We start from the raw sequence: 14,692 nt of genomic DNA, 5'->3' as shown, positions 1-14,692 counted from the left end.
CATGCCACCTACGACGCGCGCGACGCCGCCTCGACGACCTCGACGGACTGGCGCGCGATCGCGAGCTCCTCCATCGTCGGCACGACCATGACGAGCGTGCTCGTCCAGTCGGGCGAGATGACGCGCGGCTCGCCGGAGCGCACGGCGTTGCGCTCCGGGTCGACGGCGAGGCCGAGCGGCTCGAGCCCCTCGACGACGGCGGCGCGCACGTCCGCGTCGTTCTCGCCGACGCCCGCGGTGAAGGCGACGACGTCGACCCGGCCGAGCACGGCGGTGTAGGCGCCGACGTACTTGCGCAGGCGGTGGATGTAGACGTCGAAGGCGCGGCGCGCGTCCTCGTCGCCGGCGTCGATGAGCCGCCGCAGCTCGCGGAAGTCGTTGACCCCCGACAGGCCCTTGACGCCCGAGCGCTTGTTGAACAGGACGTCGATCTCGTCGATGCTCATGCCCGCGTTGCGCGCGAGGTGGAACACGACGGCCGCGTCGATGTCGCCCGTGCGCGTGCCCATGACGAGGCCCTCGAGCGGGGTCATGCCCATCGACGTGTCGACCGCGACGCCGCCGCGCACGGCCGACGCGGACGCGCCGTTGCCGAGGTGCAGCACGATCGTGTTGAGGCCCTCGATCCGGCGGCCCAGCACGCGCGCGACCTTGCCGGACACGTACTGGTGGCTCGTGCCGTGGAACCCGTACCGGCGCACGCCGTGCTCCTGCGCGACCTCGCGGTCCAGCGCGTACGTGGCCGCGGCGTCGGGCAGCGTGGAGAAGAACGCCGTGTCGAACACCGCGACGTGCGGCACGTCGGGCAGCAGCTCGCGCGCGACCTCGATGCCCTTGACGTTCGGCGGGTTGTGCAGCGGTGCCAGCGGCGAGAGCGCGGAGATCTGGCGGACGACGTCGTCGTCCACCAGGACCGGCGCGGAGAAGACCGCGCCGCCGTGCACCACGCGGTGGCCCACGGCGTACACGTCCGCGTCGGCGAGCGTCGGCCCCACCTCGTCGAACAGGCCCAGCGCGATGCGCAGGGCGACGCCGTGGTCCGCGACGGGCTCCTCGCGCGTCGTCGTGTTCCCCGCGAACCGATGCTTGATGATGCCGGTGTCCTCGCCGATGCGCTCGATCGTGCCTGCGGCGATCGCCTCGCCGCCGACGGGGTTGACGAGCTGGTACTTGAGCGAGGACGACCCCGAGTTCATGACGAGCACGGACCCGTGCGCCCCGTAGGCGCTGTAGGGGTTGGGGCGCTCGCCCTCGGGCAGGATCGTCATGAGGTGGCTCCTCGGGAGTGGCCGGAGTCGTGGGTGGAGTCGGCGGCCGGCGCAGGGGCCGCGGACCCCTGCGCCTGGATCGCCGTGATCGCGACGGTGTTGACGATGTCCTGCACGAGCGCGCCGCGCGAGAGGTCGTTCACCGGCTTGTTGAGGCCCTGGAGGACCGGGCCCACCGCGACGGCGCCCGCGGAGCGCTGCACCGCCTTGTAGGTGTTGTTGCCCGTGTTGAGGTCCGGGAAGATGAACACCGTCGCGCGGCCCGCGACGTCCGAGCCCGGCATCTTCGACGCCGCGACGGACGCGTCCACGGCGGCGTCGTACTGGATCGGGCCCTCGACGAACAGGTCGGGGCGGCGCTCGCGGACGAGGGCCGTGCCCCGGCGCACCTTGTCGACGTCGGCACCCGACCCCGACTCACCGGTCGAGTACGACAGCATCGCGACGCGCTGGTCGACGCCGAACTGCTGCGCCGTCGCCGCGGAGGAGATCGCGATGTCCGCGAGCTGCTCCGCGGTCGGGTCCGGGATGACCGCGCAGTCCCCGTAGACGAGGACGCGGTCCTGGAGGCACATGAGGAACACCGACGACACGACGGACACGCCCGGCTGCGTCTTGATGATCTCGAACGACGGCTTGATGGTGTGCGCCGTCGTGTGCTTGGCGCCCGAGACCATGCCGTCCGCGAGGCCGAGGTGGACCATCATCGTGCCGAAGTACGAGACGTCCTGGACGCGCTCGCGCGCCTCCTCGAGCCGGATGCCCTTGTGGGCGCGCAGGCGGGCGTACTCCGCCGCGAACCGCTCCACGAGCCCCGGGTCGTGCGGGCTGACGACGTGGGCGGCGTCGATGTCGAGGCCGAGCTCGGCCGCGCGGGCGCGGACCTTGGGCTCCTCGCCGAGGATCGTCAGCTCGGCGACCTGGCGGCCGAGCAGCGTGGACGCGGCGCGCAGGATGCGGTCGTCGTCGCCCTCGGGGAGCACGACGTGCTTGCGGTCCGCGCGGGCGCGCGAGAGCAGCTCGTACTCGAACATGAGCGGCGTGACGACCTCGGGCCGGGGAACGTCGAGGCCGGCGAGGAGCGCCGCGCCGTCGATGTTCTGCTCGAACAGCGCGAGCGCCGTGTCGACCTTGCGCTGCGACTCCTTGGTGACGCGGCCGCGGGCGCTCGCGGCGGCGCTCGCCGAGCGGAACGTCCCCAGGTCGGTGCGGATGATCGGCAGGCTCGGGTCGAGGTCCGCGACGAGGCGCGCCGTGGACTCCGGCGGGAAGAACCCGCCGTTGAGGATGACGCCCGCGAGCGAGGGGAAGCCCGACGCCGAGTGCGCGGCGAGCAGCCCGATGAGGATGTCGACGCGGTCGCCGGGCGTGATGACGACCGCGCCGTCGGTCAGCCGGTCCAGCAGGTGCTCGAACGACATGGCGCCGACGAGCAGGTCCGTCGCCTCGCGGCCCAGGAGCGCCTCCTCCCCGAACGCGAGCGTCCCGCCCACGGCCTCCATGAGCGCGCGCACGGTCGGCGCGTCGAGGAACGGGTCCTCGGGCACCGCCCAGCCCGGCAGGTGCGCGCCCGTGGCCGGCTCGGCCGTCGTGCCCGACGCCGTCCCCGCGGCCCGCGCGAGCGGCTCGCCGTCGGGGCCGAGCGCCCCGAGCAGCGCGCGCACCGCGTCGAGGTCGTCCGGCTGGACGCGGTTCGCGACGACGCCGATCGGCTGCGCGTGCTGGGAGCGCAGCTCGGCGACGCTCACCTCGATGAGGTTGCCCACGGCGTCGGGCGTGCGGTCCTTGCCGGAGACGACGAGGAGGACCGGCGCGCCGAGGTTCGCCGCGACGCGCGCGTTGAACGACAGCTCGGTCGGGCCCGCGACGTCGGTGTAGTCCGTCCCGACCACCACGACGAAGTCGCACTGCCGCGCGACCTCGTGGTACCGGGCCACGATCTGCGAGAGCGCGGCCTCCGGGTCGGCGTGGACGTCCTCGTACGTGACGCCGATCGCCTGCTCGGCGGTGACGTCCACGCCGTCGTGCGCGAGCAGGAGCTCGAGCACGTAGTCCTGCACGTCCGGGCCGGCGGCCCGGGTGACCGGGCGGAAGACCCCCACCCGCTGGACCTTGCGGACCAGCAGGTCGAGGACCCCCAGCGCGATCGTGGACTTGCCCGTCTCGCCCTCGGGCGAGGTGATGTAGATGCTGCGAGCGGTGTCGCTCACTCGTTGTCTCCTCCGGTGTCCTGCACGGCGGCGCTCGCGCCGTTGTACTGCGGGCCACCCTGCTCGGTCGCCGTCTCGCCGACGTCCGGCCACACCCAGTCGCGCACCTCGGGGATGTCCTCCCCGTGCTCGCGGGTGTACTGCCGGGCCGTCAGCCGCGCGTCGACCATCTCCTGGCGCAGACCCGCGTAGGTCGAGCGCAGGGACGGCACGCGGTCGATGACGTCGATCACCAGGTGGTAGCGGTCGATGTCGTTGAGCATGGCCATGTCGAACGGGGTGGTGGTGGTGCCCTCCTCCTTGTAGCCGCGCACGTGGATGTTCGCGTGGTTGGTGCGGCGGTACGTGAGGCGGTGGATCAGCCACGGGTAGCCGTGGTAGTTGAAGATGACGGGCCGGTCCGCGGTGAAGAGCGTGTCGAAGTCCTTGTCCGACAGGCCGTGCGGGTGCTCCTTCTCGTCCTGGAGCCGCATGAGGTCCACGACGTTGACGACCCGGACCTTGAGGTCCGGGATCCGGCGGCGCAGGATGTCCGCCGCGGCGAGCACCTCGAGCGTCGGGACGTCGCCCGCGGCGCCGAGCACGACGTCCGGGTCCTCGCCCTCGACCTCGGTGCCGGCCCACTCCCAGATGCCGAGCCCGCGCGTGCAGTGCGCGACGGCCTGGTCCATGGACAGGAACTGCGGCGCCGGCTGCTTGCCCGCGACGACGACGTTCACGTACTGGCGGGAGCGCAGGCAGTGGTCGTAGGTCGAGAGCAGGGTGTTGGCGTCCGGCGGCAGGTAGACGCGGACGATCTCGGCCTTCTTGTTGACGACGTGGTCGATGAAGCCCGGGTCCTGGTGGCTGAAGCCGTTGTGGTCCTGGCGCCACACGTGGCTCGACAGCAGGTAGTTGAGGCTCGCGATCGGTCGCCGCCACGGGATGTGGTTGGTGACCTTGAGCCACTTCGCGTGCTGGTTGAACATCGAGTCGACGATGTGGATGAAGGCCTCGTAGCTGGTGAACAGGCCGTGCCGCCCCGTGAGCAGGTAGCCCTCGAGCCAGCCCTGGCACTGGTGCTCCGACAGCATCTCCATGACCCGGCCGGCACGCGCGAGGTGCTCGTCGACGTCGGGCCCGAAGAAGTCGGCGTTCCACTGCTTGTCCGTGACCTCGTACACGGCCTGGAGCCGGTTCGACGCGGTCTCGTCCGGCCCGAAGATCCGGAAGTTGTCGGGGTTGAGCCGCACCACGTCGGTGAGCCACTGACCCAGCACGCGGGTCGCCTCGGCGACGTTGCCGCCCGGTCCCGAGACGTCGACCGCGTAGTCGCGGAAGTCCGGCAGGCGCAGGTCCTTGAGCAGCAGCCCGCCGTTCGCGTGCGGGTTGTCGCTCATGCGCAGCGTGCCCTCGGGGGCGAGCGCGGCGATGTCGTCGCGCAGGCGACCGCCCTCGTCGAAGAGCTCGTCCGCACGGTACGACTCGAGCCAGCCGCGCAGCACGTCGAGGTGCTCCGGGGTGTCCCGCGCGCTCGCGAGCGGCACCTGGTGCGCGCGCCACGAGTCCTCGGTCTTCTTGCCGTCGATGACGGGCGGGCACGTCCAGCCCTTCGGCGTGCGGAACACGATCATCGGCCACGCGGGTCGCTCGTCGTTCCCGGCCGCGGCGTCGGCCTTGATCTGCGCGATGTGGTTGAGCACCTCGTCGAGGAGCCGCGCGAAGCGCTGGTGGACCTCGAAGTGGTCCTCGCCGTCGAACCCGCCCGTGAAGAAGTACGGGGTGTGGCCGTAGCCGATCATGAGGTCGCGCAGCTCGTCGTCGCTGATCCGGGCGAGCACCGTCGGGTTGGCGATCTTGTACCCGTTGAGGTGCAGGATCGGCAGCACGACGCCGTCGTTGCGCGCGTTGACGAACTTGTTGGAGTGCCAGCTCGTCGCCAGCGGGCCCGTCTCCGCCTCGCCGTCGCCGACGACCGCCGCGACCAGCAGGTCCGGGTTGTCGAACGCCGCGCCGTACGCGTGGGAGAGCGCGTAGCCGAGCTCGCCGCCCTCGTGGATCGACCCCGGCGTCTCGGGCGCGACGTGGCTCGGGATCCCGCCCGGGAAGGAGAACTGGCGGAACAGGCGGCGCAGGCCCTCGGTGTCCTGCGTGATGTCCGTGTACGTCTCGGAGTACGTGCCCTCGAGGTACGCGTTCGCGACGAGGCCGGGGCCGCCGTGACCGGGGCCCGCGACGTAGATCGTCGACTGGCGGCGCTGCGCGATCGCGCGGTTGAGGTGCGCGTAGAGGAAGTTCAGGCCGGGCGTCGTGCCCCAGTGGCCCAGCAGGCGCGGCTTGACGTCCTCGCGGTCCAGCGGCGTGCGCAGCAGCGGGTTGTCGAGCAGGTAGATCTGGCCGACGGACAGGTAGTTCGCTGCACGCCACCACGCGTCGACGCGACGCAGGGTGTCGTCGTCGAGGGGGGCGACCTCGGCGGGTCGCCAGGCGGTGGACTCGGTGGCGGTGGTCGTGCTCATCTCACGCTCCTGCAGGGGGAAGGGTTCGTGAACGACTACGGCTTCATACAACCGCATCGACCGGGGCCCTGCACGGTCCGTGACGGCCCCGGGCGGTGTGACGTCCGTCCAGGACCGCAGAAAAGGTCCTAGGTCCCGGGAGCCGGTCGCGCACGCCACCGCGTCCGACCGCACCGGTGTGAGGTTCGCCCGGTCCGTCGCCCGCGATGCGGGTTCTCGCGCGAGGCCCGGCTACCGTGGGGTCGTGCCCGAGCCCACCGCCCCGCGTTCGTTCTGGGCGGTCGCCCGCCAGCCCCGCGTGGTCGGCCTGCTCGTGCTGTTCCTCCTGGCCGCCGCCGTGTGCGCACGGCTCGGCGTCTGGCAGCTCGACCGCGCGCAGCAGCGGGCCGAGCTCGCGGCCCAGCAGGAGGCCGCGGAGCTCGAGGCCGCCGGGCCCGAGGGCGTCGGGGTGCTGCTCCCGCCGCAGTCCTCCTTCCCAGGCGAGCTCGTCGGTCGGCAGGCCTGGGTCGAGGGGGAGTACGACCCGGAGGGCCAGCTCCTGGTGGAGAACCGTGCGCTCGACGGCCGCGTCGGCTACCTCGTCCTCACCCCGCTGCACGTGACCGACGACGGGACGCAGGGCGCGTCGTGGGCCGACCTCTCGGGCGCTCCCGTGCTGCCCGTGGTCCGCGGCTGGGTCGAGACGCCCGAGCAGGGCGCGGCGCTCGAGCCGCCGGGCGGCGTCGTGCGGCTCACGGGATACCTGCAGGCCTCGGAGGCCGCGGGCCAGGGCGGCTCCGCCCCCGGGCTGACCGACGCCATCTCGACCGGGGCGCTCGTCAACGAGTGGGGCGGGCCGATGTACTCGGGGTACCTCGTGCTCCTCACCTCCGACCCCGAGCAGCCCTCGGCGGCCGAGGGCGGCCCGGCCCAGCTCCCGCGCCCGACGATCGAGGGCGGCACCGGGCTCAACCTCCAGAACCTCTTCTACGCGCTGCAGTGGTGGGTGTTCGGCGGCTTCGCCGTGCTGCTGTGGATCCGCCTGGTGCGCGACGAGGCGGCGGGCGGCAAGCGCCGCACCCGCGGTGACGGCGGCGGCATCGCCGGCCTCCCGGACCCCGCCGAGATCGACCCGCCCGGCTCGACGTCGACCTCCTGAGGGTCGATCTCGGACGTACGGGTCGACCTCGCGCCGCGCCTCGACGCGTGGACCCGCCCCCGCGGGCGTCGTCACCGACGAAGAGCCCGCTCGACGCGCCGCACGATCGTCGCCGGGTCGCCCAGGTCCGCCCAGACGACCCGGAGCACGACCCACCCCGCCTCCACGAGCGCGTCGTGCCGCGCCTTCTCCTGCTGCAGGCGCGACCGCGGGTCCCCGAAGCCGCCACCCGAGTACTTGACCGCGCCGTCGAACTCCACCGCGACCCGGTGCTCCGGCCAGCCGAGGTCCACCCACAGGCTCCCGCGCCACGTCGGGACCTCGAGCCCGGGCACGGGAGCCGGCAGCCCGGCGTCGTGCACGACCCACCGCACGACCGACTCCCCGGGCGACTCCGACCGGGCGTCCGCGAGCCCGACGACGGCGCGTGCCCGGCGGACGCCGCGCCGCCCCGCGGCCTCCGCGAGCAGGGCGCCGAGCACCGCCGGGTCGGCCCCCGCGCGCAGCGCCGAGTCGGCGACGACCAGAGCCTGCGCTCCCGGCAGGGAGCGGGCGCAGTCCACGACCGTGCGCTCCAGCGTCGTGACCGGGAGACCTGCGACGAGGGTGCGGTCACGGACCGGGAGCGGGGTCCAGTGCCGGCGGAGCGCCGGCTCGCGGGTCTGCGCCGCCTTGGGCGGGCGGAGCTGGGTGACGTGGACGACGTCGGCCAGCCGCCAGGTCCAGCAGCCGTGCAGCAGCGCGGCGCTCGTGTGGCTGAACCAGTACGCGCTCGACAGCCGCTCGGCGACGGCGCTGACCCGACGCAGCACCAGCTCGCGGCGGAGCTGCGCGGGGCTCGCGTCGGCAGGGACCGGCGGGAGGTAGACGCCGCGCCGGACGCGGTCGAGGGTCCCGTCCCGGGTGCGGCGGGCGAGCTCCGTGCGCCGCTCCTCCGAGAAGCGGGTCGCCGTCGGCGGGACGGGGCGCTCGGTCCGGCGGTCGTCGCCGGGGCGCCGGGGCGCGGCGTCGGGAGAGGTGACGTCCGCACGCCCGTCCGACGACGTGCGGCCCGGTGGGGTGTCGCGGGCGGGCGGCTCCACGGGCGCGGCGTCGCGCGCCGGGGTGGCCCGGGGCAGGGTGTCGATCGGCGGGATGTCGTGCGGCATGGTGCCGAGCGTGGCCGACGCGGGCGGGACGCGGGGCGTCACGCCGTGGTCTGTGGACAACCGAACCCGCGAGATCGACCCCAGCGTCCGAGATCGACCCTCTGGAGGTCGATCTCGAGACGGCCGGGTCGATCTCGCGGGCGGCTACTCCTGCTGCCAGGAGTGCCAGAGACGGGCGTAGTCGCCGCCCGCCGCGACGAGCTCGTCGTGCGGGCCGATCTCGCTGATGCGGCCGTCGTCGACCACGGCGACGCGGTCGGCGTCGTGCGCGGTGTGCAGGCGGTGCGCGATCGCGACGACGGTCCGGCCCGCGAGCACGGCGTCGAGCGAGCGTTCGAGGTGGCGGGCCGCGCGCGGGTCGAGGAGCGACGTCGCCTCGTCCAGCACGAGCGTGTGCGGGTCGAGGAGCACGAGCCGCGCGAGCGCGACCTGCTGCGCCTGCGCGGGGGTCAGCACGTGCCCGCCCGACCCGACGGTCGTCTCCAGGCCGTCGGGCAGGGACTCCGCCCAGCCGCGCGCGTCCACGGCGTCGAGCGCGTCGCGGAGCTCGGCGTCGCTCGCGTCGACCTTCGCGAGCCGCAGGTTGTCCGCCAGGGTCCCGACGAACACGTGGTGCTCCTGCGTGACGAGCGCGACCTGACGGCGCAGGTCCTCCAGCGGCAGGTCGACGAGGCGGACGCCGCCGGAGCGCACCGACCCGGCGGTGGGCGGGTGGATGCCCGCGAGCATGCGCCCGAGCGTCGACTTGCCCGCGCCGGACGGACCGACGACGGCGAGCCGCTCGCCCGGCTCGAGGTCCAGCGAGACGCCGTGCAGCACGGGGTGGCCCTCGCGGTACGCGTACTCGACGTCGCGCGCGACGAGCCGGTCGCCGTCGGGCACGTCGCCCGTCGCGGTGCGGTCGCCGGGGACCTGCGCGACGCCGACGATCCGGGCGTAGGACGCCGCGGCGACCTGGATCTCGTCGAGCCAGAAGATGAGGTTCCACACCGGCCCCGCGAGCTGGAACGCGTACGTGGTCACCGTGGCGACCGCGCCGAGCGTCGTCTGCCCCTGCGAGAGCAGCCACGCGCCCCACACGAGCGCCGCGACGGGCGCGATCGCGATCGCGAGGTCGATGCCGGGGAACAGCACGGTGCGCAGCCCGAGCGTGTACTTCTCCGACTCGTACGCCTCGGTGAGGTCGGCGCGCACGCGGGCCTGGCGCCGCTCGGTGAGCGAGAGCGCGTCGACCGTGCGCGCGCCCTCCACGTTCTCCGTGATGGTGCCGTTGAGCGTCGCGTACGCGGCGGCCTCGCGCTGGTAGCCCGCCGACGCGCGCCGGAGGTACCAGCGCGAGACGACGACGAGCAGCGGGACCCCGACGAACAGCGCGATCGCGACCAGCGGCGCGACGACGACCGACGCCACGACCGTGAGCACGAGCGTCACGACGGCGACGAGGAGCTGCGGCACGCCGAAGCGCACCGCGTGCTGGATGCGGTCGACGTCGTTGGTCGTGCGGGCGACGAGGTCGCCCGTGCCCGCGCGCTCGACCGTCGAGAGGGGGAGCGAGGTCACCGTCTCGACGAGGTCCTCGCGCAGCTCGGCGAACACCGTCTCGCCGAACACCATGGACAGGCGCTGGGCGTACCGGCGGAGCACCGCCTGCGCGACGACGGCCCCCGCGCCGACGGCGACGACCGTCGTCACGTAGGACGACGTCGTGCCCTCGGTGACGGCGTCGACGAGCCGGCCGAGCAGCCAGGGCCCGACGAGCCCGGCGACGGCGGCGAGGGTGTGGAGCACGGCGATGAGCACGAACGTGCCGCGGTGGCGGGCGAAGAGCCGCCCGGCGGCGGCGCGGACGGCGGGGCCGTCGGCGACGGGGAGCTTCACGACTCTGCTCCTTCGGGTGCGGTACGGGCGAGGACGGGCGACTCGTCGAGCGAGCGCCCGACGACGCGCAGGTAGCGGGCCGCGTCGTCGTCCGGCGCGGTGCCGGACGCGTGGGCGCGGTCGACGAGGTCCCGGTGCGTGCCGCGCGCGGTGACGCGGCCGCCCTCGAGGAGCAGCACCTCGTCGACGTGCTCGAGCACGAGCGGCGAGGCGGTGACGACGAGCGTCGTGCGTCCGCGCCGGGCGTCGGCGAGGCGCGCGGCGATCCGTGCCTCCGTGTGGGCGTCGACGGCGCTCGTCGGCTCGACGAGCACGAGGACCTCGGGCTCCGTGAGCAGGGCGCGCGCGAGCGCGACGCGCTGGCGCTGCCCGCCCGACAGCGAGCGACCCTTCTCGGGCAGCTCGCCCGCGAGGCCGTCGGGGACGGAGTCGAGCACGTCGTGGGCGTCGGCGACGGTGACGGCGGCGAGCACGTCGGCCTCGGTCGCGGCACCCCGCGGGTCGAGCTCGTCGCGCAGCGCGCCCGAGAAGAGCTGGGGCGTCGCCTCGGCGACGACGACCCGGCGCCGCAGCGCGTGCTTGTCCAGGTCGGCGAGGAGCGTCCCGCCGAGCCGCACGGGCGTGGCGGCCTCGGCGGCGTCGTCGAACCGGCCCAGGCGTGTCGCCACGGCCGCCGACGCGTCGGGGTCCGCGGACACGAGCGCGACCACGCGGCCCGGCTCGAGGACCAGGCCGCTCGTCTCGTCGACGAGGGGGCTGCCCTCGGGCGGCATGGGCGCGGTGGCCGGTGTCGCGCCCGCGGCGGGCTCGACCGCGAGGACGCGCACGATCTTGCGCGACGCGACGTGGGCGCGCGTCGCGATGTTGAGCATCTGCGTCGCGACCTGCAGCGGCCAGCCGAGGAACGCCGCGTACCCGTAGAACGCGACGAGCTGCCCGGGCGTGATGTCGCCGCGCAGGGCCGCCGTCGCGCCCAGGTAGACGACGAGCACGACGAGGAGGCCCGGCAGGAGCACCTGCAGGGCGTCGAGCGTGGCCTGCGTGTGCGCGACCTTGACCCCCGCCTCGCGCACCTTCTGCGACTGGCGCGCGTAGCGGCCGACGAACACGCCCTCGCCGCCGATGCCGCGCAGGATCCGCAGGCCGGAGACGGTGTCGGCGCCGAGCGTCGTGAGCCGGCCCTGCGCCTCGCGCTGCGCGGCCTGGCGCTGCTGGAGCGGCTTGACGAGCAGCGCGAGCACCGCCGCGACGACCGGCAGGCCCAGCACGACGACGAGCCCGAGCTGGAGCGACGTCGAGAGCATGATGACCGCCACCACGACGTACGCGCCGAGCGCGCCGAGGAACTGGCCCATCATCGAGAAGAGCTGGCCGACGCGCATGGCGTCGCTCGCCACGGTCGACACGACCTCGCCCGTGGGCAGCTCCTCCGTGATCGCGTCGCCGGAGCGCGCGGTGACGTCGCCCACGAGCTGGGACGTCGTGAGCGCGGAGCGCAGCCAGTTCGCGATGTCGAACCGGTGCTGCGTGACCCCGGTGACGACGATCCCGAGGCCGAGCGCGAGCAGGAGACCCGCCCAGCGCCACAGCTCCGGCCCGAACCCCTCCGCGAGCCCCTCGTCGAGCGCGCGGCCGAGCATGTACGGCTGGAACGCCTGGCACGCGAAGTTGGCCAGGCCGAGCAGCACGGAGACGGTGAGCACGGTCCACTGACGACGGGCCAGCCAGAGCAGGTAGCGCGTCGGTCCGCGCAGGTCGGGGGTCCCCGGGTCGGGGAGGGGGAGGGGTCGCACGGTGTTCTACCCTAGGTTCGGCGTCCGACACGCGGCGACGCATTAACGGCGGCGACCGCGTCACACGCCACCGCGGCGGCACGGACCGCCGCGGCCGTCTCGCCCGGAACGAGGACCCCTCCCATGACCACGCAGGACCCGGCCACCCCCACCGACACGCCCGCCCCCGCCGGCGCGGCGACGCCCAGCACGGAGGCCGCCCGCACCGCGATCCGCAAGGCGCGCGGCGCGCTCGCCCGCTACCGGGTCCTCGCGATCATCACCGGTGTGATGCTCCTCGTCCTGTGCGTCGAGATGCTCGTCAAGTACGGGGTCGGCCAGCTCGTCGACGTCGACGGGGTCATGCGGTACGTCTCGTGGATCCCCTTCGCCCACGGCTGGATCTACGTCGTCTACCTCGTGACGGTCCTCGACCTGTGGACCAAGATGCGGTGGGGCTGGGGCCGCCTCGCGACCATGGTCTTCGCGGGCGTCGTGCCGGTCATGTCGTTCATCCTCGAGAAGAAGGTGCACGCCGAGGCCGAGGCCAAGCTCGCCGTCCTGGAGGAGCAGTACGCGTCATGACGACGCCGCTCGCGCCCCTCGTCGCACCCGGCCCCGAGCTGACCACCGCGGAGCTCGAGCGGTACGCGCGCCACCTCGCGCTGCCCGGCGTCGGCCCCGAGGGGCAGCGCCGTCTCGCCGCCGCGCGCGTGCTCGTCGTCGGCGCGGGCGGCCTCGGCAGCCCCGCCCTGCTCTACCTGGCCGCCGCGGGCGTGGGCACGATCGGCATCGTCGACGACGACGTCGTCGACACCTCCAACCTCCAGCGCCAGGTCATCCACGGCGGTCCTGACGTCGGGCGCCGCAAGGTCGACTCCGCGCGCGACGCCATCGCCGACGTCAACCCGCACGTGCGCGTCGTCGAGCACGCGGTCCGCCTCGACGCGGACACCGCGCTCGACGCGCTGCGCGGCTACGACGTCGTGCTCGACGGCGCCGACAACTTCCCCACGCGCTACCTCGTCTCCGACGCGGCCGAGGTGCTCGGCCTGCCCGTGGTCTGGGGCTCGATCTACCGCTTCCAGGGGCAGGTCAGCGTCTTCTGGGGCGCGCCCCGGTTCGCCCTGCCCGACGACGTCCCGCGCCCGGGCGGCGCGGCTCCCGTCGGCCCGGGGGACGGCGAGGCGCGCGGGGTCACCTACCGCGACGTGTTCCCCGTCCCGCCGCCGCCCGGCGCCGCGCCCGACTGCGCGACCGGCGGCGTGTTCGGCGCGATGTGCGGGACCGTCGGCTCCGTCATGGCGACCGAGGCGATCAAGCTCGTCACCGGCGCCGGCACGACGCTGCTCGGCCGCCTCGCCGTCTACGACGCGCTCGACCTCTCGTGGCGCCAGCTCACCGTGCGCGCCGACCCGACCCGCGACCCCGTCACCGCGCTCCTGCCGGGCGACGACGCCTACGCCGCGTTCTGCGGACTGGCCCCGGCGACGTCGGTCGCGCGGCCGGTCACGGGGGAGCGCGACGTCACCGCGCGCGACGCGGCGGCCCTGCTGGGCGACGACGGCACGGCCCCGTACGTGCTCGACGTGCGCGAGGACTGGGAGGCGCAGGTGCGTCCCCTGCCCGGGTCGACCCTCGTGCCGAGCGGCACGTTCCTCACGGGCGACCCCGCCGCGGCGCTCGCGGACCTCCCGTCGGACCGACCCGTGCTCGTCCTGTGCGCGGTCGGCGGCCGCTCGGCCCGCGTCGCCGACGTCGCGCGCGCCGCCGGGATCGACGCCCGCTCGGTCGTCGGCGGCGTCCCCGCCCTCCTCGACGCCCTGGAAACGACCCCGGCCACCTAGTCCGCCCCCGCCGAGCAGGTGGACGTCGCGGATCCTGGTCGGCTGACGAGCCAGGACGGCCTGTTCCGCTGGCGGGACCGGCGTCAGAGGGCGAGGTCGAGGCGGCCCTGGGGGGACGAGCTCGCGAGGGCGCCCTCGCGGCGGGGGATGCGGCCGGCGCCGGCGGCGAGGCGGCCCGACTCGACGGCGAGGCGCATCGCGTGCGCCATGCGGACCGGGTCGGCGGCGCGCGTGACGGCGGTCGCGAGCAGGACGCCGGCGCACCCGAGCTCCATGGCCTGCGCGGCGTCGGACGCCGTGCCGATCCCCGCGTCGAGGATCACGGGCACGCGCGCGGCGGCGGCGATCGCCTCGATGTTGCGGGGGTTGAGGATGCCGAGGCCGGTGCCGATCGGCGCGCCGAGCGGCATGACGGCGGCGCACCCGACGTCCTCGAGCCGGCGCGCGAGGATCGGGTCGTCGTTCGTGTAGGGCAGCACGACGAACCCGTCGCGCACGAGCTGCTCGGCCGCCTCGACGAGGCCGACGGGGTCGGGCAGGAGCGTGACGTCGTCCGCGATCACCTCGAGCTTGACCCACTCGGTGCCGCACGCCTCGCGCGCGAGGTGCGCGGTGAGCACGGCCTCGCGCACCGAGAAGCACCCGGCCGTGTTGGGCAGCGCCCGGATGCCGAGGCGCGCGAGGAGCGCCCAGATCCCGGCGTCGGGGGAGGCCGCGCCACCGGCGCGCACGGCGACGCGGCGCATCGCGACGGTCGTCAGTGCGGTGCCCGAGGCGACGAGCGCGTCCTCGAGCGTGAGCAGGTTCGCCGCCCCGCCGGTGCCCATGACGAGGCGGGACCCGATCGTCGTGCCGGCGACGACGAGCGGGTCGCCGCCGTCCGACGGTCGGTGCGCGGGCGCGGGGGAGATGTCGGTCGTGGTCACGGGTCCT

General features: G+C 74.4%; 10 protein-coding genes. 3 read left to right on the top strand and 7 right to left on the bottom strand.

The genetic code is table 11. The features are described 5' to 3' along the window. Positions 1 to 8: 8 nt before the first annotated feature. Genes ACTJIY_RS13195 through ACTJIY_RS13185 form a run of 3 tightly spaced genes read right to left on the bottom strand, consistent with a single transcriptional unit; the run spans position 9 to position 5,976 of the window. Positions 9 to 1,268: an acetate/propionate family kinase gene (locus ACTJIY_RS13195; protein ID WP_440674351.1), complete on the bottom strand. Its 1,260-nt coding sequence runs from the start codon at positions 1,266 to 1,268 to the stop codon at positions 9 to 11. Next, on the bottom strand, positions 1,265 to 3,478 hold the full coding sequence (gene pta / locus ACTJIY_RS13190) for a phosphate acetyltransferase (protein ID WP_353707828.1): 2,214 nt from the start codon (positions 3,476 to 3,478) through the stop codon (positions 1,265 to 1,267). The genes ACTJIY_RS13195 and pta overlap by 4 nt, the downstream gene beginning before the upstream one ends. After that, positions 3,475 to 5,976, bottom strand: coding sequence for a phosphoketolase family protein (locus ACTJIY_RS13185; RefSeq protein ID WP_253050854.1), 2,502 nt, complete (start codon positions 5,974 to 5,976; stop codon positions 3,475 to 3,477). The genes pta and ACTJIY_RS13185 overlap by 4 nt, the downstream gene beginning before the upstream one ends. A 244-nt stretch (positions 5,977 to 6,220) precedes the next feature. On the opposite strand from ACTJIY_RS13185, the gene ACTJIY_RS13180 reads away from it, so the two are divergent. Continuing rightward, positions 6,221 to 7,114 carry an SURF1 family protein gene (locus ACTJIY_RS13180; RefSeq protein ID WP_440674352.1) on the top strand — a complete coding sequence of 298 codons (894 nt, stop codon included), beginning with the start codon at positions 6,221 to 6,223 and terminating at the stop codon, positions 7,112 to 7,114. Positions 7,115 to 7,185: 71 nt separating this feature from the next. Here ACTJIY_RS13180 and ACTJIY_RS13175 read toward each other — a convergent pair whose 3' ends face one another. The 3 genes from ACTJIY_RS13175 to ACTJIY_RS13165 form a co-directional block, all read right to left on the bottom strand. After that, a complete protein-coding gene (locus ACTJIY_RS13175) occupies positions 7,186 to 8,304 on the bottom strand; it encodes a hypothetical protein (protein WP_440674353.1) in 1,119 nt (372 codons plus the stop codon). Between the two features lie 102 nt (positions 8,305 to 8,406). Further along, positions 8,407 to 10,140 (bottom strand): ABC transporter ATP-binding protein, encoded by a 1,734-nt coding sequence (locus ACTJIY_RS13170; protein WP_253050857.1) that lies wholly within the window; start codon positions 10,138 to 10,140, stop codon positions 8,407 to 8,409. Then, complete coding sequence (locus ACTJIY_RS13165; protein WP_440674354.1) at positions 10,137 to 11,933, bottom strand: ABC transporter transmembrane domain-containing protein; 1,797 nt, start codon at positions 11,931 to 11,933, stop codon at positions 10,137 to 10,139. Before ACTJIY_RS13165 ends, ACTJIY_RS13170 begins: the two co-directional genes overlap by 4 nt. Positions 11,934 to 12,056: 123 nt before the next feature. Here ACTJIY_RS13165 and ACTJIY_RS13160 point away from each other — a divergent pair, with 123 nt between their 5' ends. Continuing rightward, positions 12,057 to 12,497: a DUF3817 domain-containing protein gene (locus ACTJIY_RS13160; protein WP_253050859.1), complete on the top strand. Its 441-nt coding sequence runs from the start codon at positions 12,057 to 12,059 to the stop codon at positions 12,495 to 12,497. Next, positions 12,494 to 13,759: a ThiF family adenylyltransferase gene (locus ACTJIY_RS13155; protein WP_440674355.1), complete on the top strand. Its 1,266-nt coding sequence runs from the start codon at positions 12,494 to 12,496 to the stop codon at positions 13,757 to 13,759. Before ACTJIY_RS13160 ends, ACTJIY_RS13155 begins: the two co-directional genes overlap by 4 nt. A gap of 83 nt (positions 13,760 to 13,842) precedes the next feature. Here the strand turns inward: ACTJIY_RS13155 and ACTJIY_RS13150 are convergent, their stop codons facing one another. Beyond that, positions 13,843 to 14,685: a thiazole synthase gene (locus tag ACTJIY_RS13150; protein WP_440674356.1), complete on the bottom strand. Its 843-nt coding sequence runs from the start codon at positions 14,683 to 14,685 to the stop codon at positions 13,843 to 13,845. Between the last annotated feature and the right edge of the window lie 7 nt (positions 14,686 to 14,692).

Source organism: Cellulosimicrobium sp. 22598 (assembly GCF_052044445.1).
In the GTDB taxonomy this organism is placed as follows: domain Bacteria; phylum Actinomycetota; class Actinomycetes; order Actinomycetales; family Cellulomonadaceae; genus Cellulosimicrobium; species Cellulosimicrobium cellulans_G.
This window is presented reverse-complemented; position numbering and strand designations above follow the sequence as displayed.